This is a genomic window from Rhodococcus sp. OAS809 (assembly GCF_040546695.1).
GTDB classification, from domain to species: Bacteria; Actinomycetota; Actinomycetes; order Mycobacteriales; family Mycobacteriaceae; genus Rhodococcus_F; species Rhodococcus_F qingshengii.
The window spans coordinates 1,051,531-1,071,695 of sequence record NZ_JBEPOI010000002.1 but is presented as its reverse complement, the minus strand read 5'-3'; the positions used below and the strand labels follow the sequence as shown (position 1 = coordinate 1,071,695).

20 protein-coding genes are annotated in these 20,165 nt (G+C 62.1%); 11 read left to right on the top strand and 9 right to left on the bottom strand.

Annotated features, from left to right (window positions below; translation table 11 throughout):
* Positions 1-28: 28 nt before the first annotated feature.
* Both ABIE52_RS07845 and ABIE52_RS07840 read right to left on the bottom strand, forming a co-directional pair.
* The gene (locus ABIE52_RS07845) at positions 29-913 is read right to left on the bottom strand and encodes a DUF5995 family protein (protein WP_081305406.1); all 885 of its coding nucleotides are present in this window, start codon (positions 911-913) and stop codon (positions 29-31) included.
* A 53-nt stretch (positions 914-966) separates the two neighbouring features.
* The gene (locus ABIE52_RS07840) at positions 967-1,332 is read right to left on the bottom strand and encodes a RidA family protein (RefSeq protein WP_019748335.1); all 366 of its coding nucleotides are present in this window, start codon (positions 1,330-1,332) and stop codon (positions 967-969) included.
* Between the two features lie 98 nt (positions 1,333-1,430).
* Between ABIE52_RS07840 and ABIE52_RS07835 the strand changes: the two genes are divergently transcribed.
* The 4 genes from ABIE52_RS07835 to ABIE52_RS07820 are packed head-to-tail and all read left to right on the top strand — an operon-like array spanning position 1,431 to position 7,175.
* On the top strand, positions 1,431-2,468 hold the full coding sequence (locus ABIE52_RS07835) for an Rv2578c family radical SAM protein (RefSeq protein WP_003944842.1): 1,038 nt from the start codon (positions 1,431-1,433) through the stop codon (positions 2,466-2,468).
* A 58-nt stretch (positions 2,469-2,526) separates the two neighbouring features.
* On the top strand, positions 2,527-3,930 hold the full coding sequence (locus ABIE52_RS07830) for a 3' terminal RNA ribose 2'-O-methyltransferase Hen1 (RefSeq protein WP_371746449.1): 1,404 nt from the start codon (positions 2,527-2,529) through the stop codon (positions 3,928-3,930).
* Positions 3,927-6,470, top strand: coding sequence for a polynucleotide kinase-phosphatase (locus tag ABIE52_RS07825; protein ID WP_192712452.1), 2,544 nt, complete (start codon positions 3,927-3,929; stop codon positions 6,468-6,470). The genes ABIE52_RS07830 and ABIE52_RS07825 overlap by 4 nt, the downstream gene beginning before the upstream one ends.
* Before the next feature lie 36 nt (positions 6,471-6,506).
* Positions 6,507-7,175, top strand: a complete 669-nt coding sequence (locus tag ABIE52_RS07820; RefSeq protein ID WP_192712451.1) for a class I SAM-dependent methyltransferase — start codon at positions 6,507-6,509, stop codon at positions 7,173-7,175.
* Here the strand turns inward: ABIE52_RS07820 and ABIE52_RS07815 are convergent.
* Positions 7,136-8,365 (bottom strand): MFS transporter, encoded by a 1,230-nt coding sequence (locus tag ABIE52_RS07815; RefSeq protein ID WP_003944893.1) that lies wholly within the window; start codon positions 8,363-8,365, stop codon positions 7,136-7,138. The two genes, ABIE52_RS07820 and ABIE52_RS07815, sit on opposite strands and share 40 nt — an antisense overlap.
* A 70-nt stretch (positions 8,366-8,435) precedes the next feature.
* Between ABIE52_RS07815 and ABIE52_RS07810 the strand changes: the two genes are divergently transcribed.
* Together ABIE52_RS07810 and ABIE52_RS07805 are read left to right on the top strand one after the other, a co-directional pair.
* Positions 8,436-9,491, top strand: a complete 1,056-nt coding sequence (locus ABIE52_RS07810) for a LacI family DNA-binding transcriptional regulator (protein ID WP_234552094.1) — start codon at positions 8,436-8,438, stop codon at positions 9,489-9,491.
* Between the two features lie 39 nt (positions 9,492-9,530).
* The gene (locus ABIE52_RS07805) at positions 9,531-9,944 is read left to right on the top strand and encodes a hypothetical protein (protein ID WP_238704852.1); all 414 of its coding nucleotides are present in this window, start codon (positions 9,531-9,533) and stop codon (positions 9,942-9,944) included.
* Between the two features lie 95 nt (positions 9,945-10,039).
* On the opposite strand, the gene ABIE52_RS07800 is transcribed toward ABIE52_RS07805, so the two are convergent.
* Positions 10,040-10,858 carry a helix-turn-helix domain-containing protein gene (locus ABIE52_RS07800; RefSeq protein WP_192712449.1) on the bottom strand — a complete coding sequence of 273 codons (819 nt, stop codon included), beginning with the start codon at positions 10,856-10,858 and terminating at the stop codon, positions 10,040-10,042.
* Positions 10,859-10,949: 91 nt separating this feature from the next.
* Between ABIE52_RS07800 and ABIE52_RS07795 the strand changes: the two genes are divergently transcribed.
* Positions 10,950-11,321, top strand: a complete 372-nt coding sequence (locus ABIE52_RS07795; protein ID WP_058226763.1) for a cupin domain-containing protein — start codon at positions 10,950-10,952, stop codon at positions 11,319-11,321.
* Here the strand turns inward: ABIE52_RS07795 and ABIE52_RS07790 are convergent.
* The 4 genes from ABIE52_RS07790 to ABIE52_RS07775 all read right to left on the bottom strand — a co-directional run bounded on the left by ABIE52_RS07790 (position 11,289) and on the right by ABIE52_RS07775 (position 15,119).
* Complete coding sequence (locus ABIE52_RS07790) at positions 11,289-12,050, bottom strand: HD domain-containing protein (RefSeq protein ID WP_192712448.1); 762 nt, start codon at positions 12,048-12,050, stop codon at positions 11,289-11,291. The two genes, ABIE52_RS07795 and ABIE52_RS07790, sit on opposite strands and share 33 nt — an antisense overlap.
* Before the next feature lie 209 nt (positions 12,051-12,259).
* Positions 12,260-12,859 (bottom strand): CHAP domain-containing protein, encoded by a 600-nt coding sequence (locus tag ABIE52_RS07785; RefSeq protein WP_030536433.1) that lies wholly within the window; start codon positions 12,857-12,859, stop codon positions 12,260-12,262.
* Between the two features lie 14 nt (positions 12,860-12,873).
* Positions 12,874-14,445, bottom strand: coding sequence for an MDR family MFS transporter (locus ABIE52_RS07780; protein ID WP_003944867.1), 1,572 nt, complete (start codon positions 14,443-14,445; stop codon positions 12,874-12,876).
* 41 nt (positions 14,446-14,486) lie between these two features.
* A complete protein-coding gene (locus tag ABIE52_RS07775; RefSeq protein ID WP_003944787.1) occupies positions 14,487-15,119 on the bottom strand; it encodes a TetR/AcrR family transcriptional regulator in 633 nt (210 codons plus the stop codon).
* A 113-nt stretch (positions 15,120-15,232) separates the two neighbouring features.
* Between ABIE52_RS07775 and ABIE52_RS07770 the strand changes: the two genes are divergently transcribed.
* Both ABIE52_RS07770 and ABIE52_RS07765 read left to right on the top strand, forming a co-directional pair.
* Complete coding sequence (locus tag ABIE52_RS07770) at positions 15,233-15,577, top strand: zinc ribbon domain-containing protein YjdM (RefSeq protein WP_003944988.1); 345 nt, start codon at positions 15,233-15,235, stop codon at positions 15,575-15,577.
* 89 nt (positions 15,578-15,666) lie between these two features.
* A complete protein-coding gene (locus ABIE52_RS07765) occupies positions 15,667-16,710 on the top strand; it encodes an ABC transporter substrate-binding protein (RefSeq protein ID WP_050656335.1) in 1,044 nt (347 codons plus the stop codon).
* Positions 16,711-16,755: 45 nt separating this feature from the next.
* Here the strand turns inward: ABIE52_RS07765 and ABIE52_RS07760 are convergent, their stop codons facing one another.
* A complete protein-coding gene (locus ABIE52_RS07760) occupies positions 16,756-18,087 on the bottom strand; it encodes a hypothetical protein (protein WP_245361445.1) in 1,332 nt (443 codons plus the stop codon).
* A 222-nt stretch (positions 18,088-18,309) separates the two neighbouring features.
* Between ABIE52_RS07760 and ABIE52_RS07755 the strand changes: the two genes are divergently transcribed.
* Together ABIE52_RS07755 and ABIE52_RS07750 are read left to right on the top strand one after the other, a co-directional pair.
* Positions 18,310-18,729: a DUF1622 domain-containing protein gene (locus ABIE52_RS07755; RefSeq protein WP_007728052.1), complete on the top strand. Its 420-nt coding sequence runs from the start codon at positions 18,310-18,312 to the stop codon at positions 18,727-18,729.
* A gap of 31 nt (positions 18,730-18,760) precedes the next feature.
* Positions 18,761-20,161: a DUF2252 domain-containing protein gene (locus ABIE52_RS07750; RefSeq protein WP_192712447.1), complete on the top strand. Its 1,401-nt coding sequence runs from the start codon at positions 18,761-18,763 to the stop codon at positions 20,159-20,161.
* The last annotated feature ends 4 nt before the right edge of the window (positions 20,162-20,165 follow it).

Here is a 20,165-nt window from a genome sequence, read left to right as displayed (position 1 = left end):
TCCGTTTCAGGCAGCGGAGGGTGAGATGTCAGAGACCACCGAGTCGCGAGAGTACGTCGAGAGCGGAATCTGTAGTACGCCAGAGCGCGTCGATCTCCTGTTCTGCGCCGGGACGTGTCTGCGGATTCTGGAGGGCGAACCCGTTGGCCAGCGTGATGGTGTTGTATCCGCTGTCGGCGGCGCGGAGCAACAGTTCCGAGGGCTGCGAGTTTCCGGCCAATCGGTCGAGTCCTTCGCCGACGAAGTAGAAGCGCCAGAGGGGCCCGAGATCGGCGTCGTACTCGGCCTTGGTGAGCGTCACGATCGAACCACCCTTGACGGCAATGGAATCGACGATCTTGTAAAAATCGGGGACATCCTCCGCAGTGGTTCCGGACGTGGCGACGGCGTGAGCGAGGTCGACGGTGAGATGCGCGTTGTAGCCGGCCATGGCGACCCGTGCTGGACTGGCGTCGCACTGACGTGTCAGGGCGAAGTAGTTGCTCCACGCCGGATCGGTGGGAGTACCGGTGAACTCTGCATGGACGTTCACCAGGTACCTGCGCAGCAATTCGAAGCTGACGGAATGGGCCCACTCGTCATCGGCGAAGGCCGCAGGGTCTCGCTGCAGCGGCATCACCGCCTCGTGTTCGACAGCGTCGAGGCCGATGGAGAACAAGCCTCGCCAATCGTGGTGTGAGACGAGGATCGACGTGATCTCACGATGACGTTCGACAGCGGTCTCGAGCCGAGGCAGTCCGGCACCGTTCAGGGTCGTGACGTCGCTGAGTTCGGCAATCCGGCCCACCTCGGCATTGCTCAACTGGCTGCCGCAAGCCGTCGAAAGACTCTCGCCCGGTTCTGCGAGTGCAGAACCGGGCGAGAGGAAAGCGGCGGTGATGCCGAGCGCGAGCGTCAACGGATACAGCCGCATCGGTTTCATCGGCTCAGACTAGGCGCCCATTTCACAAATGTCCGGATTGGCGATCAGCTGAGAACCGCGTCGGCCTCGATCTCGATGAGCAGAGCGGGGTCGATCAGCGAGCTGACCTCGAGGATCGTCGTGGCGGGACGAATCTCGCCGAACACTTCACCGTGCGCGAGAGCGGCCTGCTCCCACTGCGTCATGTCGCGCAGGTACATGCGAGTGCGGATGACGTCGTCGAGCGAGGCGCCGGCCTCGGCAAGTGCTGCCTTGATAGTTTCGAGCGCCGCGCGGGTCTGATCTGTGAGGGTCTCACCAGGAGCGGTGGTGCCGGAGACTGCGATCTGGTTACCGATGCGCACGGCACGGGAGTAACCGATCTTGGGTTCCCATTCGGAACCGGACGAAATATTGATTCTGTTCGACATGCACCGAATTCTGCCAACAACTTCCCGGCCGTGGTGAGGCACGGTCAGGTATTCGCTCCATCTTGACATACCTTAGAACAAGTGTTCGACTTGGGGCCATGAGGTGGTCGGGTCAGGCATTGGATGCAGATGACGGAGCGCTACCCGGACTCGAACGAGCCGGGTTGGTTCGCTCCGTGCAGACTCCCGAGTTCGAGGGAATCACGTTTCACGAGGTGCTCTGCAAGAGCGCGCTCAACAAGATGCCCGAAGAGTCGACGTTGCCGTTCAGCTTCACCGTCAACGCTTTTCGTGGTTGCTCGCACGCATGCCGATATTGTTTCGCGAGACCGAGTCACGAGTATCTCGACCTCGACGCCGGCGCGGATTTCGATTCCCAAGTGGTCGTGAAGACGAACATTGCCGCGGTGCTCCGCAAAGAGTTGGCGCGAAAGTCCTGGAAGCGGGAGGCGGTGGCACTGGGTACCAACACCGATCCCTATCAGCGAGCGGAGGGCCGATACCGCTTGATGCCCGGCATTATTCGCGCGTTGACCGAATCCGGAACTCCCTTCTCGATCTTGACGAAGGGAACTTTGCTCCGACGGGACCTGCCGCTGTTGAAAATGGCGGCGGCGCAGGTCGACGTCGGAATCGGAGTGTCGTTGGCGATCAACGACGCTGCACTTCAGAAGCAGATCGAGCCTGGTACCCCGTCGCCGCGGGCGCGTCTCGAGATGATCCGCGCCATCACCGACGCGGGATTCTCGTGCAATGTCATGGTGGCGCCGGTCATTCCGTTCCTCACCGATTCCACCAGTCATCTCGACGGGCTGTTCGAGGCACTGTCCGAAGCCGGTGCGACGAGTGTGACGGTCTTCCCGATGCACCTGCGGGGGAGCACTCGGGGTTGGTTCATGAATTGGCTTGCTCAGGAACATCCGGCGCTCATCCGTCGCTACCGCGAGCTGTACGGGCGGGGCGCGTATGTCACTCCCGAATACAAGCGTTGGCTCGCAAGCCGTGTCGAGCCATTGGTCGAGCGCCATGGGTTGGGTGGTCGTTCGGAGCATCGAGACGTCAGTGCAGCTGGCAGTGAGCCGCGTGAGGCGCCCCGGGAACTGGTGGGTGCGGGAGCAGCTCTCACTTTGTTCTGACGGCCGCGGGCGCGTAAATCGGAGGCGCCCCGGACGTTTGCCGGGCTACATTCGCCTGGTGCTACTCACACTGACGTCCACCCCGACCCCGCAGACTCCTGATGCGACCGCGTTGAGCTACCTGCTGCACAAACATCCCGACCGCGTGCAAAGCTTCGACTTGGCGATCGGCACCGCCACGGTTCTGTACCCGGAGGCCTCAGCCGAAAAGACCACGGTGGCAGTGATTGTGGAGGTCGACCCCATCGAACTTGTGCAGAGTAGGTATCGACGCGGCAAGAGTGGCGACAACTTTTCGCTGGGTGAGTATGTCAATGATCGGCCGTATGCGGCGTCGTCCATACTCTCGGTTGCTCTGTCGAAGCTGTTTCGCACCGCGTTGACGGGAACGTGCAAGTCGCACCCGGAACTCGTCGGAACCGAACTCGCGTTGACCGTCTCGATTCCGGTGGTTCCGTGTGGCGGCGATGCGGAATTGCCTCGTCGGTTGTTCGAGCCGCTGGGCTGGGATGTGACCGCGATACCGGTGCAGCTTGATCCGCACCTGCCGACGTGGGGAAACTCCGACTTCGTGTCGTTGACGCTCACCGGGGAACACACGGTGCAGAGTGCCCTTCGGCACCTCTACGTGCTGTTGCCGGTCCTCGACGACGTGAAGCACTACTGGGTGGGACCCGACGAGGCAGACAAGTTGATCCGCGTCGCTGGAGAGTGGTTGGCGTCGCATCCGGATTCCGCGCTGATCATGTCCCGCTACCTGGCGCGTCGACGCGACCTGGTCGAATCGGTGGTCGATCGACTGATTCCCGAACAAGCAGAGGCGCAGATCGAAGTACCGCGACCGGATCCGCCGCTGGCACGGCTTCGCGTCGACGCAGTTTTGGCGACGCTTCAGCGACTGCACGTCAGAACGATTGTCGACATCGGTTGCGGCGAAGGCAAACTGATCGAGGTGCTGATGCCGCACGCTCAATTCGACAAACTTGTCGGCGTCGATGTGAGCGCGCGCGAACTGACACGGGCGCAACGCAGATTGAAGTTCTCCGAAATGTCCGACGCCCAACGTGAACGTGTGTCTTTGATGCAGTCGTCCGCGACGTACCGCGACGCACGCTTGAAAGGCTTCGACGCAGCCGTGCTGATGGAGGTGGTCGAGCACGTCGACACGGCGCGCCTGCCGGCGCTGGTCAGATCGGTCTTCGTGGACGCAGCACCGCAGTATGTGCTGCTGACTACTCCGAATGCCGACTACAACGTGCTGTATCCGGCATTGGCCGCGGGAGAGTTCAGGCACCCCGATCACAGGTTCGAGTTCTCCCGAACCCAATTCCGCGACTGGGCAACCGAAACGGCCCGAGTCCACGGCTATTGCGTGGAGTTCGAATTTGTCGGAGCAATTGATCCGGTCCTTGGCGGGCCGACACAGATGGCAATCTTCACGAAGGAGGCACGAACGTCATGACGGTGTACGAGATTCCAGATCTCGCCCTGGTAGTACTCATCGGCGTCAGTGGCTCGGGAAAGTCGACCTTCGCGGCGCGCCACTTCGGTGAGTTCGAAACTCTCTCGAGTGACACATTCAGAGGGTGGGTCAGTGATGATCCGAACTCACAGGAGTCGACGTCCGATGCTTTCGAAGTGCTGGAGTTCGTCGCGGCCAAGCGTTTGCGACGCGGACGCCTCACGGTGGTCGACGCGACCAACGTCCAGCCCGCCGCGCGCAAGCGACTCGTTGCGTTGGCTCGCGAGCACGACATACTGCCGGTGGCAGTCGTGCTCGATATTCCGGAATCGGTCTGTTCTGCGCGCAACGACGCACGCTCTGATCGGACGTTCGGACGCGACGTCATTCGCCGCCAGCACCAACAGTTGACTCGCTCGCTTCGCGGGTTGGGCAAGGAAGGTTTCCGTTCGGTTCACATACTCAGAGGTGAGGACGCGGTTTCCGAAGCCACATTCTTGCGCCACCCGCTCCGCAGCGATCTGCGTGTCGAGCGTGGTCCGTTCGACGTCATCGGTGACATCCACGGATGTCGAAGCGAGCTCGAGACGCTCCTCGTGAAACTCGGCTACACCGTCGACTACGGGACGGATGGCAGAGCTGTCGATGCGGTGCCGCCGGAAGGGCGAACTGCCGTCTTCCTCGGTGACTACGTGGATCGAGGACCGGATTCGGTCGGTGTGCTGCGTCTGGTCATGGGGATGGTCGCGGCGGGACATGCGATAGCGGTTCCGGGTAACCACGAGAACAAACTCGTCAAGGCCTTGCGCGGTAAGAAGGTCACGGCCAGTCACGGACTCGCCGAGACCCTCGAGCAGCTGGCCACCGAGTCGGCGGAGTTCCGCGAAAGCGTCGTCGACTTCTGTGACGGCCTCGTCGCGCACCTCGTCCTGGACGACGGCAAACTCGTTGTCGCGCACGCCGGTCTCAAGGAGGACTACCACAACAGGGCATCCGGTCGAGTCCGGAGCTTTGCGCTCTACGGTGAAACTACCGGTGAGACGGACGAATTCGGCTTACCCGTTCGATACCCGTGGGCGCAGGACTACCGAGGATCAGCGATGGTCCTCTACGGTCACACGCCGGTGCACGAGGTGGAATGGATCAACAACACCGCGTGCCTCGACACCGGGTGCGTCTTCGGTGGATCCCTCACCGCCCTTCGATACCCGGAACGAGAGATCGTGTCGGTTCCGGCGGAGCAGGTTTGGTACGAGCCGGTGGTACCGCTGGCACCGCCGACTCGTGATCCGGATGTGCTCGATCTCGCCGACGTCCTCGAAACGACCGGCGTCGACACCGAACTGCGCGGTCGAGTGTCCGTTCGCACCGACAACGCTGCCGGCGCCTTGGAAGTGATGAGCCGATTCGCGGTCGCGCCGCAATGGCTGCGATACCTACCGCCGACCATGGCGCCCTGCGCGAGCGCCCAATCCGATGACTATCTGGAACACCCGTCGACCGCGTTCGACGCATACCGGGCCGGCGGAATCGGAACAGTGATCTGCGAAGAGAAGCACATGGGTTCGCGGGCAGTGGTGCTCGTGTGCCGTGATCGATCGGTTGCTCAGTCCCGCTTCGACGCACCGGATGCGCTCACCGGGATGGTGCACACCCGCACCGGCCGCCAGTTCTTCGACGACGACCTGACTCAGCAGTTGATCGACGACATCGCCGCCGCAGTCACCTCCGCTGGGTTGTGGGAAGAGTTGGGCACCGACTGGCTGCTCCTCGACTGCGAACTGTTGCCGTGGAACGTCAAAGCGGAAGGTCTGCTGCGCTCGCAGTACGCGTCGGTCGCGGCGGCCGGGCGATCAGACCTCACAGCTCGCGAGGCCGTGCTGGCGCGGGCCGGGTCGCGGGGCCTGGACGTGGCGGAGATGTTCGAACAGACAACTGTTCGGGCCGCCAGTATCGAGCGCTTCGGCGAGGCGTACCGACGGTACGTGTGGCCGACGAACGGACTGGACGGCGTCACCATCGCGCCGTTCCAGATTCTGGCGGCCGAGGGCCAGTCGTACGGGGAACGGGATCACGAATGGCACCTCGGTATTTCGGACCGCCTGGCCGCGGCCGACCCGAGTCGATTTACCACTACACGTCGCCTGGTGGTCGATCTCGGTTCCGAGGACTCGGTGTTCGAAGCGACGAAGTGGTGGGAGTCGCTCACCGGCGACGGTGGTGAGGGGATGGTCGTCAAACCGCTGGCGAATCAGATTCACGGACCGCGGGGGTACAACGCGAAGGTTCAGCCGGGGATCAAGGTCCGCGGCCGGGAGTACCTGCGATTGATCTACGGTGCCGACTACCTCGAACCGTCGACGCTTGCGAGATTGCGTAACCGCAACCTCGGACACAAGCAGTCGATGGCGCTGCGCGAGTACGCGCTCGGCATGGAGGCGGTATCCAGGCTCGTCGACCGTGAACCTTTGTGGCGAGCGCACCAGGCCGTGTTCGCGGTGCTGGCTCTCGAATCGGAGCCGGTCGACCCGCGGTTGTGACGGCCGGTGCGCGGGCTCGGATTGATACCGTCGGGTATGGGTGTGATTGCTCGCTTGGACGGTTTCAATCGACGCCATCCGTGGAGTCACAACGATCACTATGGCCGGTGGGTTCTACGTAATCTGAGCGGGGTCAGGTCCGGTCGCGCTCTCGACGTGGGGAGCGGGACCGGCAATCTGATCGACCTCTTGCGTCGGCGGTTCGACGTGGTGGTCGGTGTGGAACCCGACCTGACAACCTCGGCCGCCGTGCGCGCAAGGTTTGTCGACGACGGGAACGTGATCATCGACGCGCAGCGGATCGAGGACTTTGCATCCGAGGCGAAGTACGACGCGATCACAGTCGTCGCAGCGTTGCATCATCTTCCACTCGAAGAATCGATGAAGCAGCTGAGTAGCCTGCTCGAACCGGGCGGGCGGCTCGTCGTGGTCGGGTGTTATCGATCGACCACAGCCACCGACGCACTCCTGTCGGTGTTGGCGACCGTGTGCAATCCCGTCGTCGGCGTCGTCAAGCATCGACGGGTTGCCTCCGAGCCACTGAAGGCGATGACAGCTCCCACCGCGGAACCGGGTGAGTCGATGGCTGACGTCCGGCGCGCGGCCGCGTTGTGTCTGCCAGGTAGCCGGATCAGGAGACGACTGTTCTGGCGATACACCCTGATCTACGACGAGAGTCCGGCCGGCGCGTCGGTGGGGGAGTGAGTAGACCGTTCCGGTTCCTGGGGAAACGCGCGTCGGCCGAACCCGACTATCGCCAACGAAGCGATCATCAGAGCGACCCCGATGCCCGCCAGATGTGAGAGCCCGCCACTGTCGACGACGGCCGCACCGAGCAGAGCGCCCGTTGCAATCGCGATCTGGAACACGACAACGTAGATGGCCGAGGCACGGTCGGTCCCGATAGGGACGGCGCGCAGAACCGAGGACTGGAGGCAGATCGGAACGGTGGTGAACGCCGCACCCCACAAGATCGTGGCGACGACAGCGAACGCTCCCATCGACGGCGCCAAGAGCCAGAAGATGGCCAGCGCGCCTGCCACCGTCGCGATCGAGATGAGCGTGAAGAGGCGTGGTCGGCGGTCGTAGTACTTGCCGGCGACCCACACTCCGACGGCGCCGGCGGCGCCGTAGACCAGAAGCATCGCGGTACGGATGCCACCGGACGAGCCGAGGCTTTCCTCCACCAGAAGTGTGAAGAACGTGTACGAAGCGAATTGCCCAAGGGCGGCAAACAGCGTTGCCGCGCAGATGACGGCGAGTGCCCGTTTCATCGCCGGTGTCGGCTTCGGTTTGTCTCGCTTACTCCGATGGTGTTGATCGACCGGCATTTCTGGCAACGCACGATGCAGTGAGAAAGCAATGCCCACTGCCACCACACCGATTGCCGCCGACGCGGTCCGCCAACCCCAGGACTGGCCGATCGCCGAAGACAGGGGTCCTCCGAGAACAAAAGCGAGAGACGTACCGGCATACACCATCGCGATGGCCTTGCCCTGTTGTCCGCGCGGAACCAGGGTGGCAGCGACCGGTGCAACGACAGCCCAGAACACTCCGTGCGTCGCAGCGCAGAGCAATCGTCCGATCACGAGCATCGGATAGTTGACGGCCAATGCTGCGACCAGTTGCGACACCGCGAGGGTGGCCACCGTCAGAACGACGACGCGTCGTCGCGGCCAGGTTTTGACCGCTCCGATCAGCGGAAGCGTCAAGACCGCGACACCGTATGCGTAGAAGGTCAGCAGTAGGCCGACACGCCCTTCGGTGACGTCGAGGTCCGTCGAGATTTCGCTGAGCAGTCCGACGGGGAGCATTTCGGCCGTCACGTAGGCGAAGGCTGCTCCGGCCAGTGTCATCAGCCGTAGCGTGGTTGCCTTCGGCAGTCGAGCAGTCATGTTGTGTAACGATACATGTATCGATACACAACTGCGCAATGGATATTTTGCACTCGCTATGCTGAGGCTCATGGCCATACGTGCGCAGCGTTCGAGTCGTCCGACGATGGCCGACGTCGCCAAGGCCGCAGGCGTGTCGGTGATGTCGGTGTCGTACTCCTTCGCGCAGCCCGAGCGCGTGTCTGAATCAACGCGGGCCAAGGTGTTCGCCGCCGCCGAAGAGCTCGAGTACGCGGGCCCGAACCGGGCGGCGCAGTCCTTGCGGAGCGGGAAATTCAACAACATCGCGGTCGTCTTCAGCGAGAAGCTGACGTACGCCTTCGAAGACGCAGTAGCTCGGCGATTCCTCTCGGGAGTCGCCGAAGCGTGCCTGGATGCGAACGCCGGGCTGATGATGCTGCCGAACTCGGGGAAACCGGGAGACGTCGACAGAGTTCGCGACGCGGCAGTAGACGGTTTTGTCGTCTGGACCACCGTCTTCGACGATCCCATCCTCGACGCGATTGTCGGCACCGGAAAACCCGCATGCATCCAGGGTGGTCCGGTGCACGAGGGTGTGGATCTCGTCGGGATGGACGATGTTGCCGGCGCCGTTGCGATCGCGGCAGTCGGGTTGTCGGGGGCGCAGCGGCCCGCGGTGATCAGCCTTCCGTGGGATCGTGAGCGTCGGTCCGAGATTCGGATGGACGTGGATCCAGGTGAAGCGTTCTTTCCGGTGTCCCGCCATCGGCTCGAGGGCTACGAGCGCGCCGTCCGCGATGCGGGCCTCGATTGGTCCTCGGTGCGGGTGGGGGTGGTCACCGTCAACGAGCGGAGCGAGGGTGCGCGGATGGCTCGGTCCCTGCTCGACGTTCCCGTGAGCCGAAGGCCCGATGTCATCTTGGCGATGAGTGACGAACTGGCTCTGGGGGTTTTGGACGCGATCCGCGAACTCGGCCTCGCGCTGCCCGACGATGTCGCAGTCGTCGGATGGGACGACACAACAGCCGCATCGGACGCCGGCCTGACAACGGTTCGCCAGTCCCTGTTCGATCAAGGGCGCAATGCAGCTCGCGTGGTTCTCGGGCTGGACGATGCGGTCGAGCCGGTCGAATGGTCGGTGCGTCGGCGAACCTCGACGCGATGATCACGCCGGTAGTCATCGACGGTCTGCGTCTTCGGTGGTTTGTCCCTCCCGAATTGGGGGGAGACCGTCCGTTGGGGGCTCTCGTGGAATGTCGACAGTCCGCGCTGGAAGGTAGTCGCCGAAGTCGAGGGTGCATTGCGCCTACTTGCCGGAACTCCTCGTGACGACCCAAACGCGCGTCAGGCGTGGATAGACTTCGGCGCAGATGCCGCCACGACCGGGGTAGTTCGGCGCCTGCGGCTCATGTCGATGGAGTCCGACATGCTGCCCGACCCGAAGTTTCCGCACGGCCCGAACTGGGGTTGGGCTACGAGGCAATTCGTGCCTGGCTCCGAGCGCTTCTACGAGTTGGCGCGTGCACCTCGTGCGTTGCGCTCGTACCAGCTGACCGATCGTGAATACGGGCCGCGGCGCGAGGACTTCCTCCTGGTCGACCTCGAGACGGCTGCTTGATCGTTGGGACCTGACACCGTTTTTATTCAGTGGACACAGACTCCAGCTGACCGGAACCAGTGTCTGCTCGACGAAACCGGTGCCAGGTGCTTCGACTAGCGCGCTCTGCCGACCACGTTCAGTGCGTATTTACCGGGCGGCGCCCCGACATGCTTGACGAAGTGCCGCGACAGGTGGGATTGATCGTGGAATCCGACGTCGACGGCCACGTCCGCCAATTCGCGCCCGGCGAGGATTGCGCGTCGCGCCAGATCGATTCGACGTCCCGTCACGTACTTGTGAGGCGGAAGCCCGAAATGCTTCGCGAAGTTCTTGATCAGATACGTGGGGTTCCGTTGCAGGATGTTCGACGCTTCCCGCATCGTGATTCCCGTTGTGAGTCGCGCATCGAGCAGGTCCCGAAGTTGATCGGCAACGCGTTCGTCAACGGTCGGCGTGTGAAGGGATCGACCTGTGGCCGGTGTGAGGATCTCGTTCAATCTTTCAGCGAGGAACCCCAGGCGACTTTCGGCTTCGAGTGATTCGCCGTGTGGGCCGAGTGCAGAGTGCAGTTGATCAATGCGGTGGCGCAGCAGAGGGTCTCGAATCTCGGGGCTGTCCACCGCCGGGCCGATGAGGACCTCGCCGAGAACTGACGTGTCGAGGTAGAGGATTCGTTGACGAAATCCGGCCTCGGTGACCGGAACTCCGTCGTGTGCGATGCCTGGCGGCAACAGAGTCACGATCTCGGGTGCCGCGCCATGAGCGCGATGATCGAGGTCGTATGCAATCGTGCCGCGGTCGACGAGCATCAGGGACCACTGATCGTGCGTGTGTTTGGGATAGGCGTGTCCGACAAAATCGGCATGAAAGACCTCGGTGATTCCCTCGAGGCCCGGTGCCCACGCGGTGATCTGTGCGCCGTGTGGATCCATGTCAGAAACGTACAAGACGCACCGGCCTCGGGTGACGAAGAGTGGTGCGGGTTCGTCGTCGCAACGATGGCGAGCCAGAGGGAGGAACACCATGGACAGTTCGGCAACAGCGATATCGCTCCGCGAGAAGTTCGGTCAGTTCACCGAGCACTGGTCGCCCAAGAAGATTGCGGGCCTCAATGACTACGAGATCAAGATCGTCAAGATCAAAGGTGAATTCGTCTGGCACACCCACGCCGACACCGACGAAATGTTTCTGGTGACAAAGGGGCAGATCCGAATCCAACTGCGCGACGGAGATGTTTCGCTGGGGCCCGGTGAATTGTTCGTGGTACCTCGCGGAGTCGAGCATTGTCCCATCGCCGAAGAGGAAGCGGAGGTGATGTTGATCGAACCCGTGGGTGTGGTGAATACCGGGAACGTCGGAGGATCACGAACCGCGGTGCTCGAGGACTGGACGTAGCTGGCGGCTCTTCCAATCCAGGGGATTGGTTCGGAGCGGCAGTGCCATGCCCGATCTCCAGAGCGTCGCCGCGCGAGAGTGCGGACGGAGCTGGACCTCGCGCCTCATCGACTGCGTGAACTCGTCGGTGAACCCTGTTCGCGGGTACTCCGCGATTGTTGCATCAACAGTTGCTCGCGGAATTTCGGGCGCACGCCGACCGGCAACGTCGAAATGCGCTGCGGCATGCAGTAGATAGGCGTCAGCGCCCGCGCCGCGGTCGACGGTCAGATCCATGTGCAGACGGATCGCTTCGCCGATTCGCTGTACCGACCTCTCCGAAGTTCCCACTCGGGTCGCGAGTTCTTCTGCGTCTGCGGCACCGATGTAGGTGAAACACCCGTGCTCGGCCGATCCTTCTGCGCCCAGTCCGACATCGTGAAGGGCGCACGCAGTGAAGAGATCTTCGGGGTCGTACTCGATCGCATCGATCTGCGCGAAGGCGTCGGCCCAGATCCAGCAGCGCAGGCTGTGGTTCAAGACCGCGGGGGAGAGGGTTCCTCTGGCGTGATCGAGCGCTTCGCTGCACAGCTTGGTGTCGGGGAGTGGGCGTTTGCGCAGCTCGGGTGTGCGAGTGGGGTAGCGGCCGAGCCGCAGTCGGAGCATCGACGGAGCACTCATGGCCTGCGCAGCAGCCGCGCGGGCCATGAGTTGTATCTGCTCGAGAGTGGTGAGCTCACCAGGGCGCATCGAATTCCTGTTCTGGGTGGGGGACAGCTGGATACGAATCTAGTTGGCAGGGAAACTTCTTCACAGATGTCCAATATCTGTCAATGACGGAAACACGGAATTATCCGAATATTGGTTGAAAGCAAGTGCCATCCAACGGCAACCCCCAATCTGTAGCCTCACCTCTGCACATCGCAAGAACCATCAAGCAACGACGGTGGGGCTCGGGCTCAGATGACGCCGAACCCGACGATCCCCGGGACTTCCGACGGGACGATGCGATGGAGCATGACCTTGTTGTTCTCGTTGCCGCCGACGGTCGTCAGAGTGCCGGCGTCGTTGACCAGAACGACGTTGACGTGTTGGCCGAAGGGGCTCGAGTCGCCGTACAGGATCGTGTCGCCGACCTTGGGTTGGTAGTCCTGACCGTAGGGGACAAACGCGTCGACGGACTCGTAATACTCCTGCAGCGTGTACACCCCGGGGATGCGCCACGACCCTGAGTTGGGGTTCGAGAACGGCGTGCCGATCTGGTTCATCGACCAGCTCACGAAATCGGCACACCACGATTCTTCGACACCCTCGGCGTATTTGGTGCCGGGACTCCCTGACTCCCACTCCTGCTCGAGGACGCCCAGTAGCGCACTCTGCTGAGCGCTGAGAATGCTGTGGTCGACGGCCGGGAACGAATCGAGATTCTCGCCGGCAAGAGCGTCGTCGCCGCGCGCGAACCACCACAGTGCGCCGGCGACAACTACGACCACCACAACGCCGAATACGCCCAGAACAGCGAGAGTGCGTCTGGGCGTATTCGGTGCGTGCGACATCACGCCACGATAGTCAATTACTCGAGCGGGGGCGCCGAGCGATCGATCGTCGTCGCGAGGGGCTTCTCCTTGACGAAGAGCAACAGGACAACCGCCGCGATGACCAAGGGGACGAGGTACAGGAAGATCGGCGCCAGCGCGTCGTTGTATGCACCGACGATGATCTCGCGAACCTGGCTCGGCAACTTCCAGAGGATTCCCGGGGTCAAGGAGTTCTCGTCACCACCGACCGCGCCGCCATTCGCCGGGAGTCGCTCGGCCAGGAGATTGGTCAGACGCGAGGCGAACAGGCTGCCCACGATCGCGCTGCCCAACGACGCACCGATCTGGCGGAAGAAGTTGTTCGACGCGGTGGCCGTTCCCACTTCGGCCGCGGGGAAGGTGTTCTGCACGATCAAGATCAAGATCTGCATGACGAGGCCGAGTCCGATACCCATGAGTGCGATGTAGCAACCGAAGACCAGCAGTGAGGTCGACGGCGTCAGACGTGAGAGCAGGACCAGAGCAACAGCGACGATGGATGTTCCGACGATGGGGAAGATCTTGTAGCGGCCGGTCTTGCTGACCAGCTGGCCGGACCCGATGGAGGCGACGAGCAGGCCCGCCATCATGGGAATCATCATCAATCCAGCTTCGGTGGCGTTCTTGCCGGTCACCATTTGGATGTAGGTCGGCAGGTAGGCGAGCGCACCGAACATGGCGATTCCGATGATCAGGCCGGCGACGGTGGTCAACACGAAGTTGCGCTGAGCGAACAGGTGCATCGGAATCACCGGTTCGTCGGCACGCTTTTCGACGAAGACAAAAGCCACTGCCGTCACGACGCAGCCGACGATCAATCCGATGATGACGGCCGATCCCCAGGCGTAGGTGTTTCCGCCCCAGGTCGTGAACAGGATCAGACACGTCGCTGCCGTCGCGACGAGAACCATGCCCAGATAGTCGATGCGAGGCTTGCCGAGGTTCGGCTTCCGCAGGTGCAGAAATGCCATCGCGCTCGCGATGGCGAGTAGGCCTAGGGGGATGTTGATCCAGAAGGCCCAACGCCAACCGATGCCCTCGGTGAACCAGCCGCCGAGTAGGGGACCGGCAACCGAAGCCAGTGCGAACACCCCGCCCATCGCACCCATGTACCGGCCGCGTTGCCTGGCGGGGACGACGTCGGCGATGATCGCCTGGGACAGCAGGATCAATCCGCCGCCGCCGAGTCCCTGCACGGCTCGACCAGCGATGAGTGTGGTCATGTCGTGGGACAGACCGCCGATCACCGAACCGACGATGAAAATGCTGATGGCGCCGATGAAGAGGCCCTTGCGGCCGATCAGGTCACCGAGTTTTCCGTACACCGGCATCATGACGGTCGAGGCGAGGATGTATGCCGTCGTCACCCAGACCATGTGGTTGACGCCGTTCAATTCGCCCACGATGGTGGGCAAAGCGGTACTGAAGATCATCTGGTCGAGCGAAGCCAGAAGCATCGTGATCATCAGCCCGACAAAAACGAGGATGATCGACCGTTTGTCCGGCGAGGCCTCGGTGTCGGTATGCGTGCCGTCGGGCTCGACGGTCGCAGCTTCTCGAGTGGACATGTAGTTCCTTAGTTGAGTGACGGCGGGTGCGAGAGTGTGGATCAGCTCTCGGACCTCAGTATTCGAGCCATCAGGAGTAGTGCCGGATCGAGCAAATCTGTTCTGGGGCTTGCCCGTTCACTGTTCTGCCATTTTCGGAAGACGTAACGCATCGCGGCGCCTGCGGTGATGACCGTTGCTGTGGCTTCGTCGGCAGCGGCTGTGTCCGAGTGCAGGCGGCGATACTCGGTTCTGTTCGACAACTCCCGCGTGAGGATCCGGGTGAGCGTGTCTTCAAGATCGTGGAAGGTGGCCAGATGTTGTTGCAACAGCGTGGGATGACGCTCGAACAATTCGCGTCGATGCGCGAGCAGATCGGGTCGCTCGTCGACGATTTGCATCGCCGCCTCGAATACCGCGAGAGCGCCGCGCAGCGGATCGTCCGGGTGCTCGCCGATGAGCGTGAGCATGGTCGTCTCACTTGGCACGACGAGCATGAGCCCGCCGATCGCTGCGTCCTTGGTGGGGAAGTAGTTGAAGAACGTGCGGGTCGACAGATTGCAGGCTTCGCAGATTTTCTCGACGGTCACTTCGTCATAGCCCAGGTCGAGAACGAGTTCGACGGCGGTGTGCTCGATCAGCTGCCTCGTCGCAATTCGTTTTCGTTCGCGCAATCCGAGAGTTTCGGTTCCCATTTCATCCATAATTGCACAGAGTGCAAAGTTTCATCGAATGCAATATTTCGCCCAAGGGTGCCTCATGAAATGCAAAAATGGGGATCGGGTGCCTGGTGGATAGGATGAACCGCGTGGAAGACACCTTGCCCCCTTGCCCTGAATGCGCCGGCGAATACACCTACGAGATGGGCGCGTTGATGGTCTGCCCGTCCTGCGCGCACGAGTGGGCGCCGACCGATAGTGCCGGCGAGGACCTGGGTGTGGTGAAAGATGCCGTAGGCAACATTCTTGCGGACGGCGACACGGTGACGGTCGTCAAGACGCTCAAGGTGAAGGGCAGTCCGACCGGCATCAAGTCAGGTACGAAAGTTCGCAACATCCGCCTTGTTCAGGGTGTTGGTGACCACGACATCGACTGCAAGGTCGACGGCATCGGACCGATGCAATTGAAGTCGAGCGTCGTCAAGAAGGTGTGACCGGACAGCGATAGTTGTCGGCTCGAAATCCTGTTCAGTTTCGACGGTTCGATAGCCACAATCGAGGTGATTCTCGACCGCTCGAACGAATGGACCGAACTGTGCCGAACTCGATCTGCCTGGCGCCCGCACTCGATAACACCGCACTCGATACAGACGAGCAGTGGAAACGCATCGTCGATGCGCTGACGCGCAGGGGTTTCCTCGGCGCCGGGCTCGGTGCCGCGGCCGCGACCTTGCTGGCAGCGTGCAGCAGCGACGAAAACGGCTCGTCGCCAAGTGGTCTCGTCACAGTGCAGGATGAGACGGGCAGTGTCGAGATTCCGTCGGACCCGCAGCGAATGGTCATCGCCCATGTCAGCGCCATGGCGACGGTGCTCGACCTCGGTGTGCCGCCGGAGAAGATCGTCGGCGGCTTCTTCGGTCTCGAGGGTGTGAGCGGTGACGCGGTGTTGCGTACGATGCCGGAGGCTGCGAACATCCCGAACCTCGGTACGGCGGGGACGTGGAACAAGGAAGCGATCATCGGCGCGTCGCCGGATCTGATCGTTATGCTCCTGACCGCCGGAAATGCTTATGCGGCAAAGTCCTACGACGAACTCTCCGCGACCGGTGTTCCAGTATTCGCCGGCTTCAACGGGTACCTCACGTGGGCCGAGATGAAGAAGTTGGTCACCTCGATGGGCGTCGCGGTCCGACGCGAAGACGCTGCTGCGGAATTGAACGCGAGAACGGAAGAGCGCCTCCTCACAATCAAGGATCGACTCTCCGCCCTCGGTTCGTTGCCGTCGGTGACCCTCCTCCGCACCGGCGAGAACGGTGTCGTCTACAACCAGGTCGACGCTCTTCTCGACGCCCTCGGTTTCCCCGGTGAACGAGCTACATCGGAGGAGTTCACGCGCACACTCACAGCGGAGCAACTCGATCAGGTGACCAGCGACGTGATCATCGTGGGCGCATTCCAGGACCAGCAGGACGTCCGTGCGCAGTTGGCGATGAACCCGCTCTGGGAGCGTCTTCCCGCTGTCCGCTCGGGGAACGTCCATTACGTCGACGACAGCCTGTGGGGCTCGGGCTATTCTCCTCGCGCCACCGAGCTGCGACTCGACGACATCGAGCGGATCTTCAGCTGACGCCACGCACGCATTCGGCTGGAGCGTCGGCCCCGGTAGGTCTCCCTACCGGTAGGGATCATCTGCTGAGCGGTAGATGAGTACGATGCCGTTCTGCGCTGGGTTGTTGCAAGTGAAGAGCACCTCACCGGCGGGGACGATGCCACAGTTCCAATCGCCGTAGGTGGTTCCGTCCAACGGTTTGTCGTACAGCATCGGGTAGGTCGCTTGCATCATCTTCATCGCTTCGACGCAGGTGGAGCCCCCACTCTTGATCAATACGTCGCGAGCCTTCCCGTCCTCGGCGGTCACCGTTCCACATGAGCCGACCGTCGAACCGCCCGAGTTCGTAGGAGCTTCGTTGTACGCGCTTACCTCACAGGAATTGATCGAATTTTCCTGGGCCGATTCGAATGTCTCCCCGCTGTGGGGGAAGAACCAAACAAGGGACCGATACATCCATGTGCCCTCGCAATCCCCGAGGTCGAACGCGACCACCGTCGCTTTCTCCGCGGATGCGGCTGCCACGCTGGAGGCGGACGTCACGTTCAGAGCGAGACCCGTGCCGTTTGCCTGCTCGCCGCCCCAGTTCTGCCACTCGATGTTGCTGACGGAGCCTGAGGCGCTACCGCCGTTGTACACCGTTTCAGGACGGACTTCTCCGTATCCGTTTTGCGAAGGTCCCCACACGCGTCCGAGGACCGGCTCCGACCTTTGGGGGACATTCGATGTGGGCGTTGGCTGCGCCTGTGGAGCCAATGCCTCCACATATCGGTAGTCGAACCCGTGAGTGGAGAAGGAAAATCCCCGTGTCGAGGTGTCGGACCGACATGACACACCGGTTTCTTGGACGTTGCAGGAGAAGCCGTCGGTCGAGAGCGTCTGACCGTAGGGAAGAACCGGCGTCGTGCCATCCGTGCGCCAGAACAGTGCCTGGCTGAGCCTCGCGAACCGAGGATCGTCTGTCCTGTTGACCAGGATGGCATTTGGTCGGACGAGGTTGTCCGACCCGTGATCCGCCACGAGTGGGGCATCTTCGACGTCGATATCCGTGCTGGTTTTCGGCTGGCACCCCGCCATCTGAGTATCGGCCCCGCTCTGCGCGCTTGCCGTCAGAATTGCGCAACGCCACAGACCGCTCGGCGTCGTGAAGAAATATCCGGCCTGCCCACCCGAGGTGTATTGGAAACCTGCCGGATCGACCAGTGCAGGAACGAGAGTCGTTGCGTCTCTATCCGGCGCCGCCTCCGCAGGTGTGGATGTCGCTGATGCCGACAACGCATCCTTGTCCGGGCCGGTCGGAGTGACCTGGTTCGCGCAAGACGCAGTTGTGAGCGCGGCCCAGACAACTAGTAGTGCTCCTATTGATCGTCCGCGGACGTGCACACGTGGCCTCATTTCATCAGTGCGTGTGGCGGGTATTCAATTGCAGTAGAAACAAACTCGCTCACGAAGAACCTGGCCTCGTAACCTATCGGCAGATTGTCACGGTGGGTATCGGCTGTTCAGTCGACAGTGTCTGCGGGGAGCGAGCGGCATTGAGAGCATCGAGCAACAGCGCCAGGTAACTACCGTCGTGTCACCTCGACTTATCGGTGCATTACCTCGAGAATCATGATCATGGACAAAATCAGGTTCTTCGAGCTGGTCACCGAATGGTTCGAGGTACTCGGTGTTGTCGCCATGGTTCTCGGGTTCGTGTTCGCATTCGTGATCGCGGGGCGCGCATGGAGTCGAACGCGGGACGGTAGTTCGGCGTTTCGTACTCTGCGCGAGACCATGGGCGCGGTCATCCTTCTCGGCCTCGAGATCCTTGTCGCCGCTGATCTGGTGAAGACGGTGACGTCGTCGCCGTCGCTGACAGACGCCGCAGTTCTGGGCATGATCGTTCTTATTCGGACCGTGCTGAGCCTGTCGATTCAGATCGAGATCGACGGGGTACTTCCGTGGCGCAAGGCGTTGGTGTCAAGTCCGGAACTCCTGGTACGCGCAGCGCGCGGATCAGGAGGCCGCACGACGCCCGACGCGTCGAGTTCGTAGCGATAGCCGTTGCGAGTGAAAGGTCGGGCAGATGACAGCAGTGCGTACCGAGCACCTCACGGTCGACGAAAGGCGCGCGCGCGGGCGCCAGGCGCGTAGAGATACGCCATTGGCCGCGCTCGCGGATCTGGCAGAGAGTGACCGTGATCCGATATCACTGCTCGAGTTGCAGGCGAAGTCGCGGGTACAGGACCTGGTGCCCATCCGATACGGGCGGATGTCGGCATCGCGGTTCTCGTTCTTCCGCGGCGCTGCTCTGGTGATGGCCGACGATTTGTCACGCAGTCCGGATTCGGGTCTTGCCAGCCAACTCTGCGGCGACGCGCACCTGAGCAACTTCGGTATCTATGCGACGCCCGAGCGAAAACTCGCGTTCGACATCAACGACTTCGACGAAACGTACCCGGGACCGTTCGAATGGGACGTGAAACGACTGGCCGCAAGTTTGGTGATCGCCGCAAAGGACAACGGATTTTCGGGCAAGGAGCGAAAGAAGATCGTTCGCGGATGTGCGGCCGAGTATCGGGAAACCATGATCACCCAGGCAGGATTGGGAAATCTTGCAGTCTGGTACTCGCACATCGCACCCGAGGACGGGCTCGAGGCTCTCCAGATCGACCTGAAGAAGCGCATGCTTGCTCGCACACAAGCGACGCTGGACAAGGCTCGTCGCCGCGACAGTGTGCAGGCGGCAGGCAAGTTCACCGAAATCGTCGACGGCCGGCGGCAATTCATCAGTGATCCGCCGCTGATCGTGCCCGCAAACGAGTTGTTCGCAGGGACCGATCTCACGCAGATCGAGGAGTTGCTACGTCAGCGCGTTCGGTCGTATCGGAGCACGCTGCAGTGGGACCGTCGGGTGTTGCTCGAAAGCTTCGAGATGACGCACATTGCGCGGAAGGTTGTCGGTGTCGGGAGCGTCGGAACACGCGCATGGATGATCCTCATGAAAGGAGTCGACGACGACGATCCGTTGATCCTGCAGGTCAAGGAAGCGCAACCCTCGGTATTGTCCCGCTACGTCGATGGTCCGACCTTCAAGAACGAAGGGGAACGCGTCGTCAACGGGCAACGCTTGATGCAAGCGACAAGCGACATCTTTCTCGGCTGGGAACGAGGGCCGGGGCTCGACGAGGGTGAGCACGATTTCTACATTCGTCAACTGCGTGACGGTAAAGGGTCGGCAGTCATCGAAGAGATGGTGCCGCAGGGGCTGGAACTCTACGGGCGCCTGTGCGCCAGGGTCCTTGCCTACGCACACGCTCGCTCGTCCGATCGGATAGCGATCGCCGAATATCTCGGTGACGGAACCGAATTCGATTTCGCGATCGGGGAGTTCGCGGCTGCCTACGCCAAGCGCAATGCACGCGATCATGCCGCTCTGCTGACCGCGATCGACGACGGTCGCGTGTCAGCAGAGCGGGGAGTGTGACGAC

Excerpts from the sequence above, each read along its gene's own strand:
- ABIE52_RS07845 (WP_081305406.1), bottom strand. The coding sequence starts at position 913 with ATGCGGCTGTATCCGTTGACGCTCGCGCTCGGCATCACCGCCGCTTTC.
- ABIE52_RS07840 (WP_019748335.1), bottom strand. The coding sequence starts at position 1,332 with ATGTCGAACAGAATCAATATTTCGTCCGGTTCCGAATGGGAACCCAAG.
- ABIE52_RS07835 (WP_003944842.1), top strand. The coding sequence starts at position 1,431 with ATGAGGTGGTCGGGTCAGGCATTGGATGCAGATGACGGAGCGCTACCC.
- ABIE52_RS07825 (WP_192712452.1), top strand. The coding sequence starts at position 3,927 with ATGACGGTGTACGAGATTCCAGATCTCGCCCTGGTAGTACTCATCGGC.
- ABIE52_RS07820 (WP_192712451.1), top strand. The coding sequence starts at position 6,507 with ATGGGTGTGATTGCTCGCTTGGACGGTTTCAATCGACGCCATCCGTGG.
- ABIE52_RS07815 (WP_003944893.1), bottom strand. The coding sequence starts at position 8,365 with ATGACTGCTCGACTGCCGAAGGCAACCACGCTACGGCTGATGACACTG.
- ABIE52_RS07810 (WP_234552094.1), top strand. The coding sequence starts at position 8,436 with ATGGCCATACGTGCGCAGCGTTCGAGTCGTCCGACGATGGCCGACGTC.
- ABIE52_RS07800 (WP_192712449.1), bottom strand. The coding sequence starts at position 10,858 with ATGGATCCACACGGCGCACAGATCACCGCGTGGGCACCGGGCCTCGAG.
- ABIE52_RS07795 (WP_058226763.1), top strand. The coding sequence starts at position 10,950 with ATGGACAGTTCGGCAACAGCGATATCGCTCCGCGAGAAGTTCGGTCAG.
- ABIE52_RS07790 (WP_192712448.1), bottom strand. The coding sequence starts at position 12,050 with ATGCGCCCTGGTGAGCTCACCACTCTCGAGCAGATACAACTCATGGCC.
- ABIE52_RS07780 (WP_003944867.1), bottom strand. The coding sequence starts at position 14,445 with ATGTCCACTCGAGAAGCTGCGACCGTCGAGCCCGACGGCACGCATACC.
- ABIE52_RS07775 (WP_003944787.1), bottom strand. The coding sequence starts at position 15,119 with ATGGGAACCGAAACTCTCGGATTGCGCGAACGAAAACGAATTGCGACG.
- ABIE52_RS07765 (WP_050656335.1), top strand. The coding sequence starts at position 15,667 with ATGGACCGAACTGTGCCGAACTCGATCTGCCTGGCGCCCGCACTCGAT.
- ABIE52_RS07760 (WP_245361445.1), bottom strand. The coding sequence starts at position 18,087 with ATGAGGCCACGTGTGCACGTCCGCGGACGATCAATAGGAGCACTACTA.
- ABIE52_RS07755 (WP_007728052.1), top strand. The coding sequence starts at position 18,310 with ATGGACAAAATCAGGTTCTTCGAGCTGGTCACCGAATGGTTCGAGGTA.
- ABIE52_RS07750 (WP_192712447.1), top strand. The coding sequence starts at position 18,761 with ATGACAGCAGTGCGTACCGAGCACCTCACGGTCGACGAAAGGCGCGCG.